The organism is Flavobacterium sp. LMO6 (assembly GCF_009495795.1).
Classification (GTDB): domain Bacteria; phylum Bacteroidota; class Bacteroidia; order Flavobacteriales; family Flavobacteriaceae; genus Flavobacterium.
This window is the reverse complement of the sequence record NZ_WIBH01000007.1, coordinates 134,170-152,608: the sequence shown is the minus strand read 5'-3', so window position 1 is coordinate 152,608 and position 18,439 is coordinate 134,170. Positions and strand designations below refer to the sequence as shown.

The following is an 18,439-nucleotide window of genomic DNA, read 5'->3' as shown; positions in this document are numbered from 1 at the left end:
CTCTGTGTAATTAAAAACAAAAAAAGCCCTTTTAAAAAAAGGACTTTCTGTTATTTTGAAAATGTAATAATTACAGCGCTGCAAATAATTTTTCCATTTTTTCTTTTTCTTCGTCAGCTAAAACGCCATCAACTAAAATTCTTCCACTGTGCTCATCTGTAATAATTTTTTTACGTGCAGCAATTTCCATTTGTGTTTGTGGTGGAATAGTAAAGAATGAACCTGCAGAAGCGCCACGCTCAATAGAAACTACAGCTAAGCCGTTTCTTACACTAGTTCTAATTCTGTCATATGCAGCAATTAAACGCTCTTCGATTTGACCTCTTAATTCTTCTGATTTAGAAGATAAAAAGTTTTCTTCTTTTTCAGTTTCAGCCATAATGTCGCTTAATTCAGCTTTTTTATGTTTTAAGTGCGTCTGTTTGCCGTCTAATTTTTCTTTAGTTTGAGCAATTACTTCTTTTCTATGTTCAATAGAAGCTTTCATTTCTTTAATGTGTTTTTCAGCCAATTGAATTTCCAATTCCTGAAATTCCACTTCTTTAGTTAAAGAGTTGAATTCTCTATTATTACGAACATTTTTTTGTTGCTCTAAATATTTTTTAATCGCAGCTTTATGCTCATCAATTGCATTTTTCTTTTCTTTGATTTGCTCGTCAATAGTCTCTAAATCACTTTTTAGTTTGTCTAAACGAGTAGAAAGTCCTGCTACTTCATCTTCTAAATCTTCTACTTCAAGAGGTAATTCTCCTCTTACATTTCTTATTTCGTCTATTTTAGAGTCAACTAGTTGTAAAGCATAAAGGGCTCTTAACTTATCTTCTACACTTAGCTCTTTGATTGTTGCCATATTTAAAAGTACTTAACTGGATTTGTATTTTCTTCTGATAAAATAATTCCGCATTGCAGCGAATTTGGTGCAAAATTAGTGATTTTTTCTTTAAGAAAATCAACAATATAATTTTTTGTATATCTTTCGCTCTCAAAGTGACCAATATCGGCTAAAAGTAACTGATTTTCAGCTTCATAAAACTGATGGTATTTTAAGTCGGCCGTAAGGTAAGCGTCTGCTCCTGAAGATATTGCATTTTTAATTGCAAAACTTCCACTTCCGCCTAAAACGGCTACTTTTTTTATTGATTTTCCAGTAAAAGCAGAGTGTCTAATTCCACCACATTGTAATTTTTCTTTGACTAATTGTAAAAATTCAGTTTCAGAAAGCGGATTTTCAAGTTCGCCCACACGACCTAAACCAATATTTTGATGTTTGTTTTCCAATTGATAAATCTCATAAGGGACTTCTTCATACACATGGTGACTAAATAATGCTTTTAAAATTTTGCTTTGTAAATGTTTTTCAAACGTAACTTCAATTTTAATTTCAGATGCTTCTACAAATTCAAAACGTTCGCCATATTCTGGATTAGAATTTTCATTTCCCATATAGGTTCCAATTCCTTGCGAATTAAAACTACAATCTTCATAATTACCAATTTTCCCAGCACCAGCATCAAATAATGCATTTCTAATTTTTTCTGCATTTTCTGGTAAAGTAAAAGTTATTAGTTTTTGAATATAATTTTCTTTCGGAATTAAAACTTTAGAATTTTTTAAGCCTAGTGCATCGCAGAAAATTTTATTAACTCCATTCTGATGATTGTCTAAAGCAGTATGAACAGCATAAATTGCAATATCGTTTTTAATTGCTTTTAGAATTGCACGTTCTACATAATTTTTTCCTGTTATTTTTTTAATTCCAGAAAATAAAATAGGGTGAAAACATACAACCAAATTACATTTTTTAGAAATAGCTTCATCAATAACCGATTCTAACGCATCATGACAAACCAAAACACCTGAAATTGTCATGTTTTGATTCCCAACTAAAAGCCCCACATTGTCAAAATCTTCAGCATAACCAAGTGGTGCCATTTCTTCAAGAACAGAAAGAATTTTTTGTAACTCCATTTTAAATAATTTTCATTATCAAAGATAAAATTTTAAAAGGTATTTTCTGTATTTAATAGATGAATTTCACTCAAAATAATTACTTTCGTAATATGATTTTATTACGAAAAATACTTTTTCCTGTAGCCTTTTTGTATTGGCTCATTACTTATATCCGAAATTGTCTTTACGATAAAGGCATTTTCAAAAGTTATGCTTTTGATATTCCAATTATTGCAGTTGGAAATCTTAGCGTTGGCGGCACAGGAAAAACACCTCAAATCGAATATTTAATTCGTTTACTTTCTGATGGCTATAAAATTGCCGTTTTGAGTCGAGGTTACAAGCGTTCAACAGCAGGTTTTATTTTAGCTGATGATACAGCTACAGCATCTTCTATTGGCGATGAACCATTTCAGTTTTTTTCGAAATTTCCTAAAATTCAAGTTGCAGTTGATGCCAATCGTAAAAATGGAATTGAAAATTTATTACAACTTAAAGATAAGCCTGATGTTATTTTACTAGACGACGCTTTTCAGCACAGAAAAGTAAAAGCTGGATTTTACATTTTGCTAACCGCTTACGATGATTTGTTTTGCAACGATTATATTTTGCCTTTCGGGAATTTACGCGAACCTTCGTCAGGAAAAAAACGTGCCGATATGATAATTGTCACAAAATGTCCATCCGATTTATCAGAACTTGCACAGCAGAAAATCAGAGAAAAGTTAAATGTAACACAATCTGTTTTTTTTACAACAATACAGTATGATGATTTTGTTTTTGGAAATGATAGTCAATTGTTGGTTTCAGAAATTAAAAAGGAAAGTAAAGTGTTAGTTGCCGGAATTGCAAAGCCTAAGCTATTCTTCGAATTTTTACAAAGTGACACCGATGAAACTTTGGTTTTTCCAGATCATCATCATTTTTCAAAGCAAGATTGTGAGCAAATTTTAGCGAAAGCAAAAGGAAGAAAAATAATTACTACAGAAAAAGATTTTGTTCGTTTAAACGGATTGTTGCCAAAAGCGCAGTTGTTTTACTTACCAATAAAGTCGGCATTTTTAAATAATAAAAACATAGATAAAACGATAAAAGATTATGTGGGAAAAGGTTCAAGAAACAGTTAGTTTCATTAAAAATAAAACCAATTTTACTCCAGAATATGGTGTAATTTTAGGTTCAGGATTAGGCGGATTTACAGAAGATATTACCATAGAACATACAATACCTTATACAGAAATACCAAATTTTCCAGTTTCAACCGTTCAAGGTCATAAAGGTGCTTTAGTTTTTGGAACAATTGGAGCTAAAAAAGTGGTGGCAATGCAAGGTCGTTTTCATTTTTACGAAGGGTACGATATGAAACAAGTAACGTTTCCAGTGAGAGTAATGAAATATTTAGGAGTAACGAAGTTAATTGTATCTAATGCTTCTGGAGGTGTTAATCCAACTTATAAAGTTGGAGATGTTGCAGTAATCACAGATCACGTTAATATGATGCCTGAACATCCTTTGCGCGGGCATAATGATGAACGTTTTGGACCAAGATTTGTAAATATGAGTGAGCCTTATTCAAAGGCTATGAATTTAAAAGCATTTGAGTTAGCAAAAGAATTAAATATAGATTTAAAAAGCGGAATTTACTTAGGTTTACAAGGACCAACATTTGAAACACTTGCCGAATATAAAATGGTTAAAGCGTTAGGGGCAGATTGTGTAGGAATGTCTACAGTGCCAGAGGTGATTGTGGCACGACACATGAACATGGAATGCTTTGGAGTTTCTGTAATTACTGATATGGGTGATGAAGAAAATATTGAAGAAGTAAATCATGAAGAAGTACTACAAGCCGCTCAAAAAGCAGAACCTCATGTTCGCAATTTAATTAAGAACTTAATCGTTAATTACTAGTCAAATATTTAGTAACGATAGTATAGAAATGCTCTGGTTCAAAAGGCTTGGTGATTACATCATTCATTCCGTAGGATAAGAGCATTTCTCTATTTTCGTTTAGAGAAATTGCAGTTAATGCCACAATAGGAATTTTGTTGTTGAATTTTCTTATCTCACTTGTAGCTTCAGTTCCGTTTATACCAGGTAAATGAACATCCATTAAAATTAAATCGTAACTATTTGTTTTAACATCTTCGATGGCGTCTTCACCATTGTCTATTATCTTACAAGTAATACCTCTTTTTTCAAGCATTTTTTTAGTAATCATTTGATTGATCTTGTTGTCTTCTACCAAAAGAATATTTTTTTGGTTTAAAAATTCAACTTTCTGATTAACTTCAATTACAATATTGTCTCTTATTCCTTTTTCAAATTCTAATTCAAAACTAAATGTGCTTCCTTTTCCAGACTCACTTTTTAAATGAATTTGACTTCCCATTATTTCTAAAATCTTTTTCACAATAGATAATCCTAAACCTGTTCCTCCATAAGTTCTGTTAATTTCTACCGAACCTTGGCTAAAACTATCAAAAATGGCATCTTGTTTTTCTTTAGGAATTCCAATTCCATTATCGCATATTTCGAAATATAGAATTACATTGTTTTCCGTTTCAGATTTCTTTTTAATTGTGTACCAAACATCACCATCTTTACTAAATTTAATGGCATTGTTTAATAAATTTATCAGAATTTGCGATAATTTGGTTGGATCTCCTTTTAAATTATATATTATAGAATTATCAATATTTAAATGAAAATTTATATTGTTTTCATTGATAAATTCTTTAAAAGAAGCCGTAATGTTTTCGCTTAATTCAGTTAAGTTGAAGCTTATTTTTTCAATTAATACCTTATCCGATTCCAATCGGTTAATTTCTAATATGTCATTTATAAAATTTAGCAAATAGTTTCCAGAAAACTCTAACGATTTAAGATAATTTAACTGACTTACTTTTGGTTTTTCTTGTAAAAGTAGGTAAGTTATTCCGTTTATTGCGTTTAATGGTGTTCTTAATTCATGACTTACAGTAGATAAGAAATCGGCTCTAGCTTTAGACGCTCTTTCAGCTTTTTCTTTTTCAAGTGTTAACTCTTTGTTTTTATCTTTTAAAAGTTTGTTTGTACTAGTTCTAATTTTATTGTTTTTATATAAAGACAAACTCAACAAAGACAAAATAGAAATTAATGCAATACTTAGTATACTAATTAGCTTAGAAAATCGTAAGGTTTTTTGCTGACTTTTTCTTTCTTTATCTAGTTGTTCTATTGTTTTAAGTTGCTTGTCAAATTGAATTTTGTCAACAGTATTTTCTGTTAAATTGCTATTATTGAATTTGCCAATAGAATCGGTTAAACTAACGTATTTCTTTAAATAAAAATTTGAACTCGAAATGTTGTTGTTCTTTTCGTAGGTTGTACTTAGTAACTTATAAATACGCTTGGTTAATTTATAGTCGTTGTTACTAGCTTCGTTTGTCTGTTTGGCTAAATTTAAAAAGTCAATTGCTTGTGGATAGTCTTTCAATATAAGCTCAATTTCACCAACTTGAATATAGGCTTCTGTTTTTGTACTTAATAATGCATCATCACTTATGTTGTCAATAACGCCTTTTAGTATAATGACAGCTTCTTCGTATCTACCTTTTTCTTTTTTAATTATGGCTTTTTGAAGGTTAATTAACTCAATAGCTTCTAAAAAGTTTAATTTCTCATAAACAACGTTTGCTTTTTCAAAGTAATTTTCCGCATAAGCAATATTATTTTTTTTAAGATAACATTTTCCTAATCCATAATATGAAAGTGCAATATTTGATTTAGGTTCACTTTTGCTGTAAATACTAATTGCTCTTATATAGTAGTCAATTGCTAAGTCATTTTTTTCAAGTTCAAAAAAAATAGTAGCCAATTGTAAATAGCAATCGGCAAGTTTATCATTTAAATCATGTTCTTTGGCATAATCAATTGCTTTTTCGGTATACAAAATCGCTTTCGAATATGATTTTTTATCTTCTTTGTTAAAAAGTCCAATCTCTAAATAATAATCAGTACTGTCGTTAATTTTTGCAGCATCTTTATATACAGACTGCGAGTAACTGTTAGCAGTTACTAAAAACAATAATATGAAAATTTGCTTAATCAAGAATGAATATTGAGTTGAGTTAATCTCTGCAATTTAATGTTTTTAACTAAAACAAAAAATTTATTTTTTTGAAATATAAGTTATAAGATCAATAAGTCGAGAAGAATATCCAATTTCGTTATCATACCAGCCAACAATTTTAACCATTTTATCAATTACAGAGGTTAGTTGAGCATCAAAAACACAAGAATTTTTATTACCAATAATATCTACAGATACAATTGGATCTTCGGTATAATCTAAAATTCCTTTAAAATTGGTTTCTGCAGCTTTTTTAAATGCGGCATTAATTTCCTCAATAGAAACTTGACGTTTAACATTGAAAGTAATATCCGTTAATGAACCATCTGGAACAGGAACACGAATGCCACAACCTCCAATTTTTCCTTCTAATTCAGGAAATATTTTTGTCAATGCTTTGGCTGCTCCTGTTGTTGTAGGAACAATAGATTGTGCCGCACCACGAGCTCTTCGTAAATCTTTATGCGGTTGATCGTGTAAACTTTGGTCGGTAGTGTAGGAGTGAACTGTGGTGATATACGCTTGTTCAATTTCACACAATTCCTGAATGATTTTAATCATCGGCGCGGCATTATTTGTCGTACAACTTGCGTTAGAAATTATCGTTTCGCTTCCGTCTAAAATGTGTTCGTTTACACCTAAAACAACGGTTTTTATTTCATCCACTTCAGATGGTGCAGAAAGAATTACCTTTTTCGCTCCAGCTAAAATATGTTGATTAATGTCTTCAAACGTTTTGAATTTCCCCGTCGATTCTATAACAATATCAACGTTTGCCGATTTCCAATCTAAATTTTTGATTTCTCTTTCATGAAAAAATAAATAGGATTTGTCATCAATGATAATTGAATCCTCAGAAAACGAAACGTTATCATTCAAAACACCGTGAATGCTATCGTATTTTACCAAATGCGCCATTGTTTTGTTATCTGCAATGTCGTTGATGGCAACCACTTCAATAGTAGGATGATTCAAAAGCAATCGAAACAAATTACGTCCAATTCTTCCAAAACCATTAATAGCAATTCTTGTTTTCATTCTTGAGTTTAAAAGTTTAGGTGTTTAAAAATTTAAAAGGAAATAAAGTTTATAGGTTTCAGAAACTTTTTAAACGTATAACCTTCTAACCTCATAACCTTTTTAGTGAATATGTTTCTCCGCATGATAAGACGAACGCACTAAAGCGCCACTTTCCACATGTCTAAAACCTAATTCTTTTCCAATTTGTTCGTATTTAGCGAATTGTTCTGGCGTGATGTATTCTTTTACTGGTAAATGTTTTTTACTTGGTTGTAAGTACTGACCAATCGTTACAATATCTACTTTTGCATCAGCTAAATCATGTAAAACCTGAATCACTTCTTCTTCCGTTTCACCTAAACCTAACATAATACCCGATTTAGTTCTTTTGATGCCTTGCTCTTTCAAATAGCGTAACACTTCCAAACTTTTTTCATATTTCGCTTGAATACGCACTTCGCGAGTCAAACGTTTTACGGTTTCCATATTGTGCGAAACTACTTCTGGAGCTACTTCAATAATTCGGTAGATATTTCTTGTATTGCCTTGAAAGTCTGGAATTAATGTTTCTAAAGTCGTATTTGGATTCATTCGGCGAATCGCTTTCACGGTTTCTGCCCAAATAATTGAACCCATATCTTTTAAATCATCACGGTCGACACTTGTAATAACCGCATGCTTGATGTTCATGATTTTGATAGAACGCGCAACTTTTTCAGGTTCGTCCCAATCCACCGTTTCTGGTCGACCGGTTTTTACACCACAAAAGCCGCAAGAACGTGTACAAATGTTTCCTAAAATCATGAAAGTTGCTGTTCCTTCTCCCCAACATTCTCCCATATTAGGACAACTTCCCGAAGTACAAATCGTATTCAGTTTGTATTTGTCTACTAAACCTCTTAGTTCGGTATAGTTTTTACCCGTTGGTAATTTTACTCGTAACCATTTTGGTTTGGGTTCTCTTGGTGGAAATACATTTTCAATAGCCGTGTCCATAATCAAAATTTTGATAGGCAAAGATACGATATCAAATTTAGAATTTTGAAGTAAGAATTTAGAAATAATGAAAACTTTAGGAAAGTTTTAGGAAATGTAAAAAGAGATTATTTTAATTCCAATTTCTCTTTTTTTAATTTTTCAACAAATGTAATTCGATTTCGTTCAATATGGTCAAACAAACCTATTGGGTAATTGCAATTGCGAAAATTATCAAATTGATTTCCAGAAAATATTTTTGAGAAATATACATACTCAATAGATTTCATAAGAATAATTGATAAATCTCCTTTTCTAAGTTTACTGTTTTGTTTTATACAACTTTTAATATTTAGTGAAGTTGTATCTAATATGCTTTCAATAATTGCATTTCTGTTTTTGATATAATTAACTTTTAAATCTCTAAAGTTCTTGTTTTCAACAAAACGATTAGAAGATGTGTCCCAAGTTAGTGTATGATTAAAATTGAATTCAATTTCAACATTGTCAGTTTGCTTTTCAGAACATGAAGAAAGTAATATTATAATAGGTAAAATCCATTTGATATTTTTCATAAACTCTATCTAAAAGTTAACAGTATAATAAAGATAAAAAATATATTTACTTCCCCGAAATAATCTCCGCTAATAATTTCTTAGCTCGAAGCAATTTAATTTTGATGTTATTCAGTGGTTCATCAATTTGTTCAGCCATTTCTTGATACGTCATTTCTTGAAAATAACGCATTTGAATGACTTCCTGATAAGCAGGTTTTAATTGTTTGATGTATTGTAGTAATTGGGCTAAATTTTGTTCGATAATTAATTCATCTTCGGCAGAATTGGTATCATCGGCAACACTATAGGCTTTATGGTTGTCATCATCAGATATTTCTACAAAAAGCGAGGTTTTTTTCTTGCGTAGCATATCAATATGAACATTTTTTGCAATGGCAATTAACCAAGTATTAAACCCATATTCTGGATTGTAAGTGGCAATTTTATCAAATGCTTTTGCAAAAGTTTCAATCACAATATCGTCAGTATCGGTGTCGTTTTCGGTGCGTTTAAGCATAAAACCATATACTTCATTCCAGAAAAAATCTAATAAGAAGGTGAAAGCAACTTGGTCTCCCTTTTTTGCTTTTTCGATGTTTTCTTGAATAATAACCGAATTTACTTCCAATGTACAGGTTTTGAGATGAGGTTTCTAAAAAATACGCTCAGTTGGGTAAAGATAAGCACAATTTCAATAATTGGATACCAATACATCACATCTTTTTCTTTAAGTTTTCCGGCAGCATAGCCTAAGGAAATCCACGAAAATAAATATCTAAAAACGATAATTCCAGTCACAATCATCCATTGGAATTGAAACGCTAACAAAACAATCGCCAAAACTAGAAACCAAAACTGACTAAAGAAGAATAATCCCAATTGAAATTTGTCAAATCCTTTATAGAAATTAGCTGTAGTAGCGTGTCTTCTTTTTTGGTACATCCAAGATGAAAAAGTAGTTTTTGGTTCCGAAAAAGTAAAACTTTCGGGTGTGTATAAAATCGCAGTATTCTTTTTTGTAGCTGCTTGATTAATAAACAAATCATCATCTCCTGAACGAATTTTCATATGATCCATAAAACCACGAACGTTGAAAAATTCTTCTTTTTTATATGCTAAATTACGCCCAACACCCATATAAGGTTTACCAATTTTTGCCCAAGAAAAATATTGCGTAGCGGTTAACATTGTTTCAAAACGAATGATCTTATTTAAGAAAGAGTTTTTTACTTTTTCGTAAGCGCCATAACCTAAAACAATAGTTTTTTCTTTCGTAAACTGACTAGATATTTGTAATAACCAGTCATTACCCGAAGGATAACAGTCGGCATCAGTGAATACTAAATATTCATTTTTTGCGGCTTTAATTCCTAATGTTAAGGCGAATTTTTTATTGCCCCAAAAGGCTTCATTATTCTGAACCTTTACCAATTTTACATTCGCATATTGTTTTTCATACGCTTCAAAAAGTTCTAAAGTTTCATCACTTGAAGCATCGTCAATTAAGACAATTTCATAATCGGGATAATTTTGAGTAACCAAAGTTTGAAAATATTTTTTTATATTTTCTTCTTCGTTTTTAGCGCAAACAATAATAGAAATAGGCAAACGTTTCGGAGTTCCATCTGTTTTATTTCCAAACGAGAATTTTCCAAAAATAAATGAATAGTAAATAAATTGAATAAACACAATAACCGCAAATGCGATTAAAACTATTGTTAAGGCCATAAATAAAGTAAATTATGAATGCGAAGGTTCGCTGCAATCTTTCATTTCTTCCGGAGTTTTACCACAAAACCCACAGTTTTCACCTTCTTTATTTAAAAACGGACTTTGGCTGGCGCAAGTTCCTGCAAATTTTCCGTCTTTTTTTGCCCAAATTTTAATAGCAATTCCTGCAAAAGCAAGAGCTAAAAGTACAATGGTAAGTAATATAAGTTTCATCTTTTTCTATTTTGAACTGCAAAATTAATTAAAATCCAAATAACAAATCCCAAATTCCAAACAAATCTCAAAAAACAAATTCAAAATTTTTGGAACACTGATTAAAGAAATGGAAGAAATCTTTAAAGTTGATAAATTTAGCACGCGGATAGAACAGATTTGTTATTACAAAACGCAGATTAAAACAGATTTCTTATGTTCACTATGTCAAGTGAAATGTCCGAAGCTTCGATCCGACATTTCGGATTAAAATCAAAACAAAGCAAATCTAATGTGCCTATGTGTTTAAAAAAGAACACAATGATTTTAAACTCCCAACTAAATGATATTCACTTCCGCTTCTATTGCAATTCCGAATTTTTCTAAAATCGTTTGTTGAATATTTCTCGAAAGCGCTACAATTTCAGCTCCAGTTGCGGTTCCGTAATTCACCAAAACCAAGGCTTGGTTTTTATGAACTCCAGCATCGCCAAAACGTTTTCCTTTAAAACCAGCTTGTTCAATTAACCAACCCGCAGGAACTTTTACTTCGGTTTCTGAAACTACATAATGCGGCATTTCTGGGTGAAGTGCTTTTGCTTTTTCGTAAGCTTCTTTTTCGATGATAGGATTTTTAAAGAAACTTCCGCTATTACCTAATTTTTTCGGGTCAGGTAATTTGCTTTGACGAATGGTAATTACAGCATTACTAACGTCTTTTAAGGTTGGATTTTGTATGTTTTGATGCTGTAATTCAGTTTCGATTGCTCCATAAGTGGTAGAAACTTTATGGTTTTTCTTAGTCAATTTGAAACAAACTGAAGTAATGATGTATTGATTTTTTAGTTCGTTTTTAAAAACACTTTCACGATATTCAAATTTGCATTGCGCATTGGTAAACGTTTCGATTTCTAATGTTTTAAGGTTTAAAGCTTCGCAAGAAAACATAGTGTCTTTAATTTCAACACCATAAGCGCCAATATTTTGAATAGGAGTTGTTCCTACATTTCCTGGAATTAAAGATAAATTTTCAATTCCGCCAAAATTTTGATTAATACTCCAAAGTACAAATTCGTGCCAATTTTCACCAGCTTGCGCTTTTACGATGGCAAAATCATCATTTTCTTCTACAATTTCTCTTCCTTTTAAATTTACATGAACCACAAGTTTCTCGATGTCTTGTGTTAAAAGCATATTGCTTCCTCCACCTAAAATAAAAATGTCTTTATTGATTTGTAAAACTTCTTTTAATTCTGCAATCGAACTTACCGAAACAAATTGTTTGGCTTTTGCTTCAATTCCGAAAGTGTTATAGTTTTTTAAAGAGAAATTAGTTTGAATATTCATCGTGGAATAATTTTTTTCAAATGTAATGCATCTAGTAGAAATTCCAAAAATAAACACAGATTTCAAGAATTTTCACAAATCAAATCTATGTTGTCTATGAAAAGTGGAACGTCTTTTTATTTGTATAGTAAAACTAATGTGGCTATGTGTTTAAAAAAAGACTTCCAGCTTCTATAATCTAACACTAAATGGAAAATATTTTATAGGATTGATGGGTTTCTTTAATAATCAACTCCGTACGTTCAGCATGAGTATCGGAAATAAAAATTTGTCCAAAAACGGCATCATTCACCATAGTTACAATTTTTTGAACTCGGGTTTCATCTAATTTATCAAAAATATCATCAAATAGCAAAATAGGTAATTCACCACTTTGTTTTTTCATGAATTCAAATTGGGCTAGTTTCAAGGCAATTAAAAATGACTTCTGTTGGCCTTGTGATCCAAATTTTTTAATTGGGTACCCTTCAATTTCAAAAATTAAGTCGTCTTTATGAATTCCGGCACTAGTGTATTGGATAATTCGGTCTTTTTGAAATGATTCTTCTAAAAGTAGGAGTAAGTCTTTTTCAAACAATTGGCTTTCGTATTTTAATGCAACTTTTTCATTTCCTCCAGAAATATTGGCGTGATGTTTTTCGAAAATTGGAATAAAATCGGAAAGGAACTGTTTTCTCTTTTCAAAAATTAATTGACCAGAATGACTTAGTTGTTCGTTATAGATGGAAAGGTTATCGGCATCAAAAGTTTGATTTAATGCAAAATACTTTAATAAGGCATTTCTTTGAGCTACTATTTTTTGATACTGAATTAGCAATTGCAAATACGAATTGTCTAACGTAGCAATCACGCTATCAATAAATTTTCTTCTTGTTTCGCTTCCTTCAACAATTAAATCAGAATCAGATGGAGAGATTATTACTAAAGGAATTAATCCTAAATATTCAGAAAGTTTATCATATATCTTTCCGTTTCTTTTAATGGTTTTTTTTTGTCCTTTTTTTAAACTACAAACAATTTTTTCTTCTTTATTGTTTTTTTCTAGTAAAGCGTCAATAACAAAAAACTCTTCACCATGTCGGATATTTTGAATAGCCAAAGGGTTAAAATAACTTTTACCATAAGCCAAATGGTAAATTGCATCTAGGATATTCGTTTTTCCAACCCCGTTTTTACCTACAAAACAATTAATTTTAGCATCAAATTCAAATTCAATTTGTGCTAAATTCTTGTAATTAAGTAACGATAACTGTTTTAAAAACACAATAAATATAGGTTGTTTAGTAGATAATAATACGACTTCTTGCAAAAGTAAATTGAATTTGTTAAAAATATATACAAAAATGGTTTTTAATTTTAATAAAAATTATATTTTTGCACCTCATTAAATTTAAATTAAATGGCAACATATAACAAAAGAGGTTACAAAGCTCCAAAACCAGAAGAGGCTAAAGTTGAAAATGAATTTGAAGAAGTAGTAGATGTTCAAGATAGTACTACAGCTGAGGTTTTTGATGCGTTAGACGAAAAAGCTTCAAGAACCGAGGAGTGGGTAGCTAAAAATCAAAAAGTATTATTGGCTATTGTAGGTGCTATTGCTATTGGAACTTTAGGATATTTATTATACAATCGTTTTATTGTTGAACCAAAAGAAGAAAAAGCAGCTAATGAAATTTTTCAAGCACAACAATATTTTCAACAAGCGGTTGATGCTACAGAGAAAAACGATTCATTATACAATTTAGCACTTAAAGGTGGTGAAGGTAAATTAGGATTTATTGGAGTTGCAGAACAATATGCTGGAACTTCAGCAGGAAACCTTGCAAATTACCATGCAGGTATGGCTTATTTAAACTTAGGTGATTTTAAAAATGCTATAACTTATTTAGAAAAATTTAAATCTAATGATGCCATTTTAAATCCTTTAGCACTTGGTGCAATTGGAGATGCTTTAGCAGAAACAAATAAAATTGATGACGCTATTGTTTATTACAAAAAAGCGGCAGAAGCAAATAATAATGATTTTACTACACCAAGATTTTTATTAAAAGCAGCTCAATTGTCTTTAGTAGCAGGTAAAAAAGCGGAAGCACATGCATTATTTGTTGAGATTAAAGAAAAATTTGAAACTTCTAAAGAAGGTTTAAATATTGATGCTTTCATTGCAATGACAGAATAATAATGGCAACAGAAAATAAAAATTTATCCAATTACGATAAAAACACAATCCCAAACGCGAAAGATTTTCGGTTTGGGATTGTTGTTTCTGAATGGAACGAGCAAGTAACAGAAGGTTTATATAATGGGGCATTTTCTGCATTAACCGATTGTGGGGCATTGCCAGAAAATATAATCCGTTGGAATGTGCCAGGAAGTTTCGAATTGATTTTTGGTGCTAGACAAATGCATGAAAAACAAGAAGTAGATGCTGTAATTGTTATTGGTTGTGTAATTAAGGGTGAAACCATGCATTTCGAGTTTGTTTGTGAAGGTGTAACGCAAGGAATGAAAGATTTAAATCTTTTGTATGATGTGCCCACCATCTTTTGTTTGTTAACAGATAATAACATGCAACAATCTATTGATAGAAGCGGTGGAAAACATGGAAATAAAGGAGTTGAAGCAGCAATTGCAGCTATTAAAATGGTAGATTTAAACAGAAAATCATAATTTTTTTAAAATATTAGATATTTAATCCCGCTTATGGCGGGATTTTTGTTAACAAATAATTAGAAGTATAAAGTTTTTAATTTGTTAAATTTGAAAAAAATAGCGCAGTATGTTTAAGTTTGGTCGCGGTGGTCTAAAATTACCACAAAACAAGAAGTTTAATTATACGCCTCGTCATTACCAAGGTAAAGAGGTAAACAATCCTTTTGATTTTGATTCTTCTATACGTAGAGATAGAGAAACAGTTAATTATAACGATTTTCGTGCTCATTGGAGTGAAGCTAGAACAAATAGTCGCCATAGAGGAAACCGAAATTTTAATATGAGAATATTAATAATTGTCTTATTGTTATTAATGGTTTTTATGTACGTAATTGATTTTGATTTGTCTATTTTTAGAAGAAAATAACAGAAGAATTATATGAATAACTCCATTTGGTTTTTTGATAATATTGATGTGTTTCAAATTCTTTGTCCACATAAATTTAAAGAGTTTGAAAAAGACCACAGTTTTAATTTCTTTAAAAAAGGCGATTATATCTATTTTGAAGATGATTTAGCGAATAAAGTTTTTTTAGTTAATTCGGGTAAAATTAAAATTGGATATCTTACTGAAGACGGAGAAGAAATAATAACTTCGATTTTATCTAAAGGTCAAATCTTTGGAGAAAAAGCAATTCTTGGAGAAGAAAAAAGGAACGAATTTGCTCAGGCATTAGATAATGAAGTTTCATTATGTGTGGTTTCTTTAGATATGATGTATGAGTTACTTAGAAAAAATACCGAGTTTAGCATATCAATCTATAAATTCATAGGTTACCGATTTAAAAAATTAGAGCGAAGGTTACAGATTATGCTTTTCAAAGATGCAAAAACTAGATTGTTAGAATTTTTGAAAGAACTTTCTGAAGAGCACGGATTTAAGAATGCGGTTTCTGGTGATACCGTAATTAAACATCCATTTACTCAAAAAGAAATTGCATCATTAATTAGTTTGTCTCGCCCAACATTAAATATTTTAATAAATGAATTGCAAAATGATAAAGTGTTATCGTTTGAACGAAAGCAAATCATTTTGTTTAAAAAATAGCTACGATGGTTTTTTAAACTATAGAAAAAACCATATAATTTCTTTATTTTTGCAAATCACTCAATACACATTCAAACATTAATGGCTGCAAGTATAATTCAACTTTTACCGGATCATGTTGCTAATCAAATAGCTGCTGGAGAGGTTGTTCAAAGACCGGCTTCGGTAGTAAAAGAATTACTTGAAAATGCAGTTGATGCAAAGGCTTCTGATATTAAATTAATTGTAAAAGAAGCCGGAAAAACATTGGTTCAGGTTATCGATAATGGATTAGGAATGAATACAACCGATGCTCGTTTGTGTTTCGAGCGTCATGCAACGTCTAAAATTCGACAAGCAGAAGATTTATTTGATTTGCATACCAAAGGGTTTCGTGGAGAAGCATTAGCTTCTATTGCTGCAATTGCACATGTGGAAATGAAAACCAAACAAGATCAGGAAGAATTAGGGAATCATATTGTAATTGAAGGCAGTAAGTTGGTTATGCAAGAAGTGGCGGTTTTGCCAAAAGGAACTTCTTTTGCGGTTAAGAATTTGTTTTTTAATATTCCAGCTCGAAGAAACTTCTTGAAATCGGAAACGGTTGAATTTCGTCATGTAATGGATGAATTTCAGCGTGTTGCCATGGCGCATCCTTCTATTTCTTTTACCTTGATTCATAATGGAAGTGAATTATACAATTTACCTAGTTCAAATTATCGTCAGCGAATCGTAAATATTTTTGGAGGAAAAACCAATGAAAAATTAGTTCCCGTTACCGAAGATACCGATTTAATTACCATTTCTGGATTTGTAGGAAAACCCGAATTTGCAAAAAAGAGTAGAGGAGAACAGTTTTTCTTTGTAAACGATCGATATATTAAAAGTGCCTACTTGCATCATGCAATTATGAATGCCTACGATGGCTTGCTAAAAGAAGGCAATCAACCAAGTTATTTCTTGTATTTACAAGTCCCGCCTCACACAATTGATATCAACATTCATCCTACAAAAACCGAAATTAAGTTTGACGACGAACATTCGTTATATGCGATATTGCGTTCGGCTGTAAAACACAGTTTAGGGCAATTTAACGTAGCGCCAGTTTTAGATTTTGAGCGCGATGCTAATTTAGATACTCCTTATCAGTATAAAAATAAAGATGCCGATTTTCCAACCATTCAAGTGGATTCTAATTTTAATCCGTTTGCCAATGAAAAACCGACTAAATCACTTTCTTCATTTGGGAGTTATGAAAAAGAAACGAATACGGCTAATTGGGAGAGTTTGTATGTAGGGTTAAAGCAAGATACGCAAGAATTAGATGCCTTTAGTTTTGAAACAGAAGAAGTGACAAGTAAACTATTTGATGATGAACTTGAAGAAAAAGTACCCACTTCAACCTATCAAATTCATAAAAAATACATTGTTAGTGCTATAAAATCGGGCATGTTGGTTATCGATCAAGGAAGAGCGCATCAACGTATTTTATACGAACAATTTTTAACAAATATTACCTTAAATAAGGCTTCTAGTCAGCAATTGTTATTTCCTTTAGAGTTGTACTTTTCTTCAGATGAAATGATTTTACTTAAAGAATTACAACCTGTTTTAGAAAATACTGGATTTGTTTTTGATGCTTTTAATTCGGATTCATTACAAATATCAGGTTTGCCAATTGCAATGGCCGAAAGCGAAGTTTCAATAGTAATTGAAGAATTAATTAATAATTTACAAAATGAGATTCCTGAAAGTAGTTTTTCACAAAGCGATAGTATTGCCAAATCGATGGCAAAGAGTATGGCGGTAAAAACAGGAACTTATTTAACAGTAAAAGAACAAGAGAATTTAGTAAATTCGCTATTTGCGTGTAAAGATCCTAATGTTTCACCTTTTCAAAAACCAACCTTCATTACCTTAACGGTAGAAGATTTAGATAAAAGATTTGCTCTATGATGAATAATATGACCGATACCGTAAAACAACTTTTAATTATAAATATTTTATTTTTTATAGGAAGTTATTTTGTGCCTCAAGCTAATGAATTATTGTCGTTGCATTATTTTGAAAGCGATGGTTTTAAATTTTGGCAACCTATTTCGCACATGTTCATGCATGGAAGTTTGATGCATATTTTCTTTAATATGTTTGCTTTAATTTCTTTCGGAAGTGCTTTGGAACACTTTTGGGGAGCAAAGAAATTTTTATTTTTCTATTTTTCGTGTGGAATTGGAGCAGCTTTGGTTCATTCAGGAGTGAATTATTATGAAATACATTCATTATTGAATCAGTTAGAAAACACATCTATATCTTCAGCTGATATTCATACGATTTTAAATACCGATTTTGTTAGTGGTAATCAATATGTAGGAAAGTTATTGTATGAAAATGCAGTTACAATTTTCGATAAATTAAAACTTAATGATACCGATTTCGGATTGTTGTTTAATGCTGCAGTAAAAACACAATCGGCAGCAGTAGGAGCTTCTGGAGCGATTTATGGGTTGTTAGTTGCTTTTGCGTTTATGTTTCCAAATGCCGAATTAGCCTTAATGTTTATTCCGGTGCCAATAAAAGCCAAATATTTTGTTCCTGTAATTGTATTGTTGGATTTGTTTTCAGGTGTAACTGGAATTAATCTTTTTGGAGCTGGAAATATTGCACACTTTGCTCACGTAGGTGGAGCATTAATTGGATTTATTATGATGTGGTTTTGGAAAAAAAATCAATTCAATCAAAACCGTTGGGATAGATAAGAGTATTCAGTGTTCAGAAATCAGTTCTCAGTTTGTCATGCTGAACTCGTTTTAGCAT

19 protein-coding genes are annotated in these 18,439 nt (G+C 31.1%); 8 read left to right on the top strand and 11 right to left on the bottom strand.

Translation table 11 applies throughout. The features are described from left to right. Positions 1–70: 70 nt before the first annotated feature. Together GFJ99_RS09085 and GFJ99_RS09080 are read right to left on the bottom strand one after the other, a co-directional pair. The gene (locus GFJ99_RS09085) at positions 71–850 is read right to left on the bottom strand and encodes a zinc ribbon domain-containing protein (RefSeq protein WP_008256599.1); all 780 of its coding nucleotides are present in this window, start codon (positions 848–850) and stop codon (positions 71–73) included. Positions 851–852: 2 nt separating this feature from the next. Next, positions 853–1,968: a Nif3-like dinuclear metal center hexameric protein gene (locus tag GFJ99_RS09080; protein WP_153208433.1), complete on the bottom strand. Its 1,116-nt coding sequence runs from the start codon at positions 1,966–1,968 to the stop codon at positions 853–855. Positions 1,969–2,060: 92 nt separating this feature from the next. Between GFJ99_RS09080 and lpxK the strand changes: the two genes are divergently transcribed. Continuing rightward, a complete protein-coding gene (gene lpxK, locus GFJ99_RS09075) occupies positions 2,061–3,077 on the top strand; it encodes a tetraacyldisaccharide 4'-kinase (protein WP_153208465.1) in 1,017 nt (338 codons plus the stop codon). Next, positions 3,049–3,861 (top strand): purine-nucleoside phosphorylase, encoded by an 813-nt coding sequence (locus tag GFJ99_RS09070; protein WP_153208432.1) that lies wholly within the window; start codon positions 3,049–3,051, stop codon positions 3,859–3,861. Before lpxK ends, GFJ99_RS09070 begins: the two co-directional genes overlap by 29 nt. Here GFJ99_RS09070 and GFJ99_RS09065 read toward each other — a convergent pair. The 9 genes from GFJ99_RS09065 to GFJ99_RS09025 all read right to left on the bottom strand — a co-directional run bounded on the left by GFJ99_RS09065 (position 3,851) and on the right by GFJ99_RS09025 (position 13,150). Next, the gene (locus GFJ99_RS09065) at positions 3,851–6,043 is read right to left on the bottom strand and encodes an ATP-binding protein (RefSeq protein WP_153208431.1); all 2,193 of its coding nucleotides are present in this window, start codon (positions 6,041–6,043) and stop codon (positions 3,851–3,853) included. The two genes, GFJ99_RS09070 and GFJ99_RS09065, sit on opposite strands and share 11 nt — an antisense overlap. Before the next feature lie 60 nt (positions 6,044–6,103). Beyond that, positions 6,104–7,102: a type I glyceraldehyde-3-phosphate dehydrogenase gene (gene gap / locus GFJ99_RS09060; RefSeq protein WP_153208430.1), complete on the bottom strand. Its 999-nt coding sequence runs from the start codon at positions 7,100–7,102 to the stop codon at positions 6,104–6,106. A 102-nt stretch (positions 7,103–7,204) separates the two neighbouring features. Beyond that, a complete protein-coding gene (gene lipA, locus GFJ99_RS09055) occupies positions 7,205–8,080 on the bottom strand; it encodes a lipoyl synthase (RefSeq protein ID WP_153208429.1) in 876 nt (291 codons plus the stop codon). Between the two features lie 107 nt (positions 8,081–8,187). Continuing rightward, positions 8,188–8,634: a hypothetical protein gene (locus GFJ99_RS09050; RefSeq protein ID WP_153208428.1), complete on the bottom strand. Its 447-nt coding sequence runs from the start codon at positions 8,632–8,634 to the stop codon at positions 8,188–8,190. Between the two features lie 46 nt (positions 8,635–8,680). Continuing rightward, the gene (locus GFJ99_RS09045; RefSeq protein WP_008256607.1) at positions 8,681–9,244 is read right to left on the bottom strand and encodes an RNA polymerase sigma factor; all 564 of its coding nucleotides are present in this window, start codon (positions 9,242–9,244) and stop codon (positions 8,681–8,683) included. Then, positions 9,235–10,344, bottom strand: coding sequence for a glycosyltransferase (locus tag GFJ99_RS09040; protein ID WP_153208427.1), 1,110 nt, complete (start codon positions 10,342–10,344; stop codon positions 9,235–9,237). Before GFJ99_RS09040 ends, GFJ99_RS09045 begins: the two co-directional genes overlap by 10 nt. Positions 10,345–10,356: 12 nt before the next feature. Next, entirely contained in the window at positions 10,357–10,560 is a 204-nt protein-coding gene (locus GFJ99_RS09035; protein ID WP_008256618.1) for a hypothetical protein, read from the bottom strand. Between the two features lie 318 nt (positions 10,561–10,878). Continuing rightward, positions 10,879–11,913, bottom strand: a complete 1,035-nt coding sequence (gene murB / locus GFJ99_RS09030; protein WP_370454308.1) for a UDP-N-acetylmuramate dehydrogenase — start codon at positions 11,911–11,913, stop codon at positions 10,879–10,881. A 157-nt stretch (positions 11,914–12,070) separates the two neighbouring features. Next, complete coding sequence (locus GFJ99_RS09025; RefSeq protein WP_162523961.1) at positions 12,071–13,150, bottom strand: DNA replication and repair protein RecF; 1,080 nt, start codon at positions 13,148–13,150, stop codon at positions 12,071–12,073. Positions 13,151–13,285: 135 nt separating this feature from the next. Between GFJ99_RS09025 and GFJ99_RS09020 the strand changes: the two genes are divergently transcribed. The 6 genes from GFJ99_RS09020 (at position 13,286) to GFJ99_RS08995 (ending at position 18,381) form a co-directional block, all read left to right on the top strand. Then, positions 13,286–14,065, top strand: coding sequence for a tetratricopeptide repeat protein (locus GFJ99_RS09020; protein ID WP_153208424.1), 780 nt, complete (start codon positions 13,286–13,288; stop codon positions 14,063–14,065). Between the two features lie 2 nt (positions 14,066–14,067). Beyond that, a complete protein-coding gene (ribH, locus tag GFJ99_RS09015; RefSeq protein ID WP_008256626.1) occupies positions 14,068–14,556 on the top strand; it encodes a 6,7-dimethyl-8-ribityllumazine synthase in 489 nt (162 codons plus the stop codon). 109 nt (positions 14,557–14,665) lie between these two features. Next, positions 14,666–14,965: a hypothetical protein gene (locus GFJ99_RS09010; RefSeq protein WP_008256627.1), complete on the top strand. Its 300-nt coding sequence runs from the start codon at positions 14,666–14,668 to the stop codon at positions 14,963–14,965. Positions 14,966–14,977: 12 nt separating this feature from the next. Beyond that, positions 14,978–15,646 (top strand): Crp/Fnr family transcriptional regulator, encoded by a 669-nt coding sequence (locus tag GFJ99_RS09005; RefSeq protein ID WP_153208423.1) that lies wholly within the window; start codon positions 14,978–14,980, stop codon positions 15,644–15,646. An 81-nt stretch (positions 15,647–15,727) separates the two neighbouring features. After that, the gene (gene mutL, locus GFJ99_RS09000) at positions 15,728–17,581 is read left to right on the top strand and encodes a DNA mismatch repair endonuclease MutL (RefSeq protein WP_153208422.1); all 1,854 of its coding nucleotides are present in this window, start codon (positions 15,728–15,730) and stop codon (positions 17,579–17,581) included. Continuing rightward, entirely contained in the window at positions 17,581–18,381 is an 801-nt protein-coding gene (locus tag GFJ99_RS08995) for a rhomboid family intramembrane serine protease (protein WP_153208464.1), read from the top strand. The genes mutL and GFJ99_RS08995 overlap by 1 nt, the downstream gene beginning before the upstream one ends. Positions 18,382–18,439 lie beyond the last annotated feature (58 nt).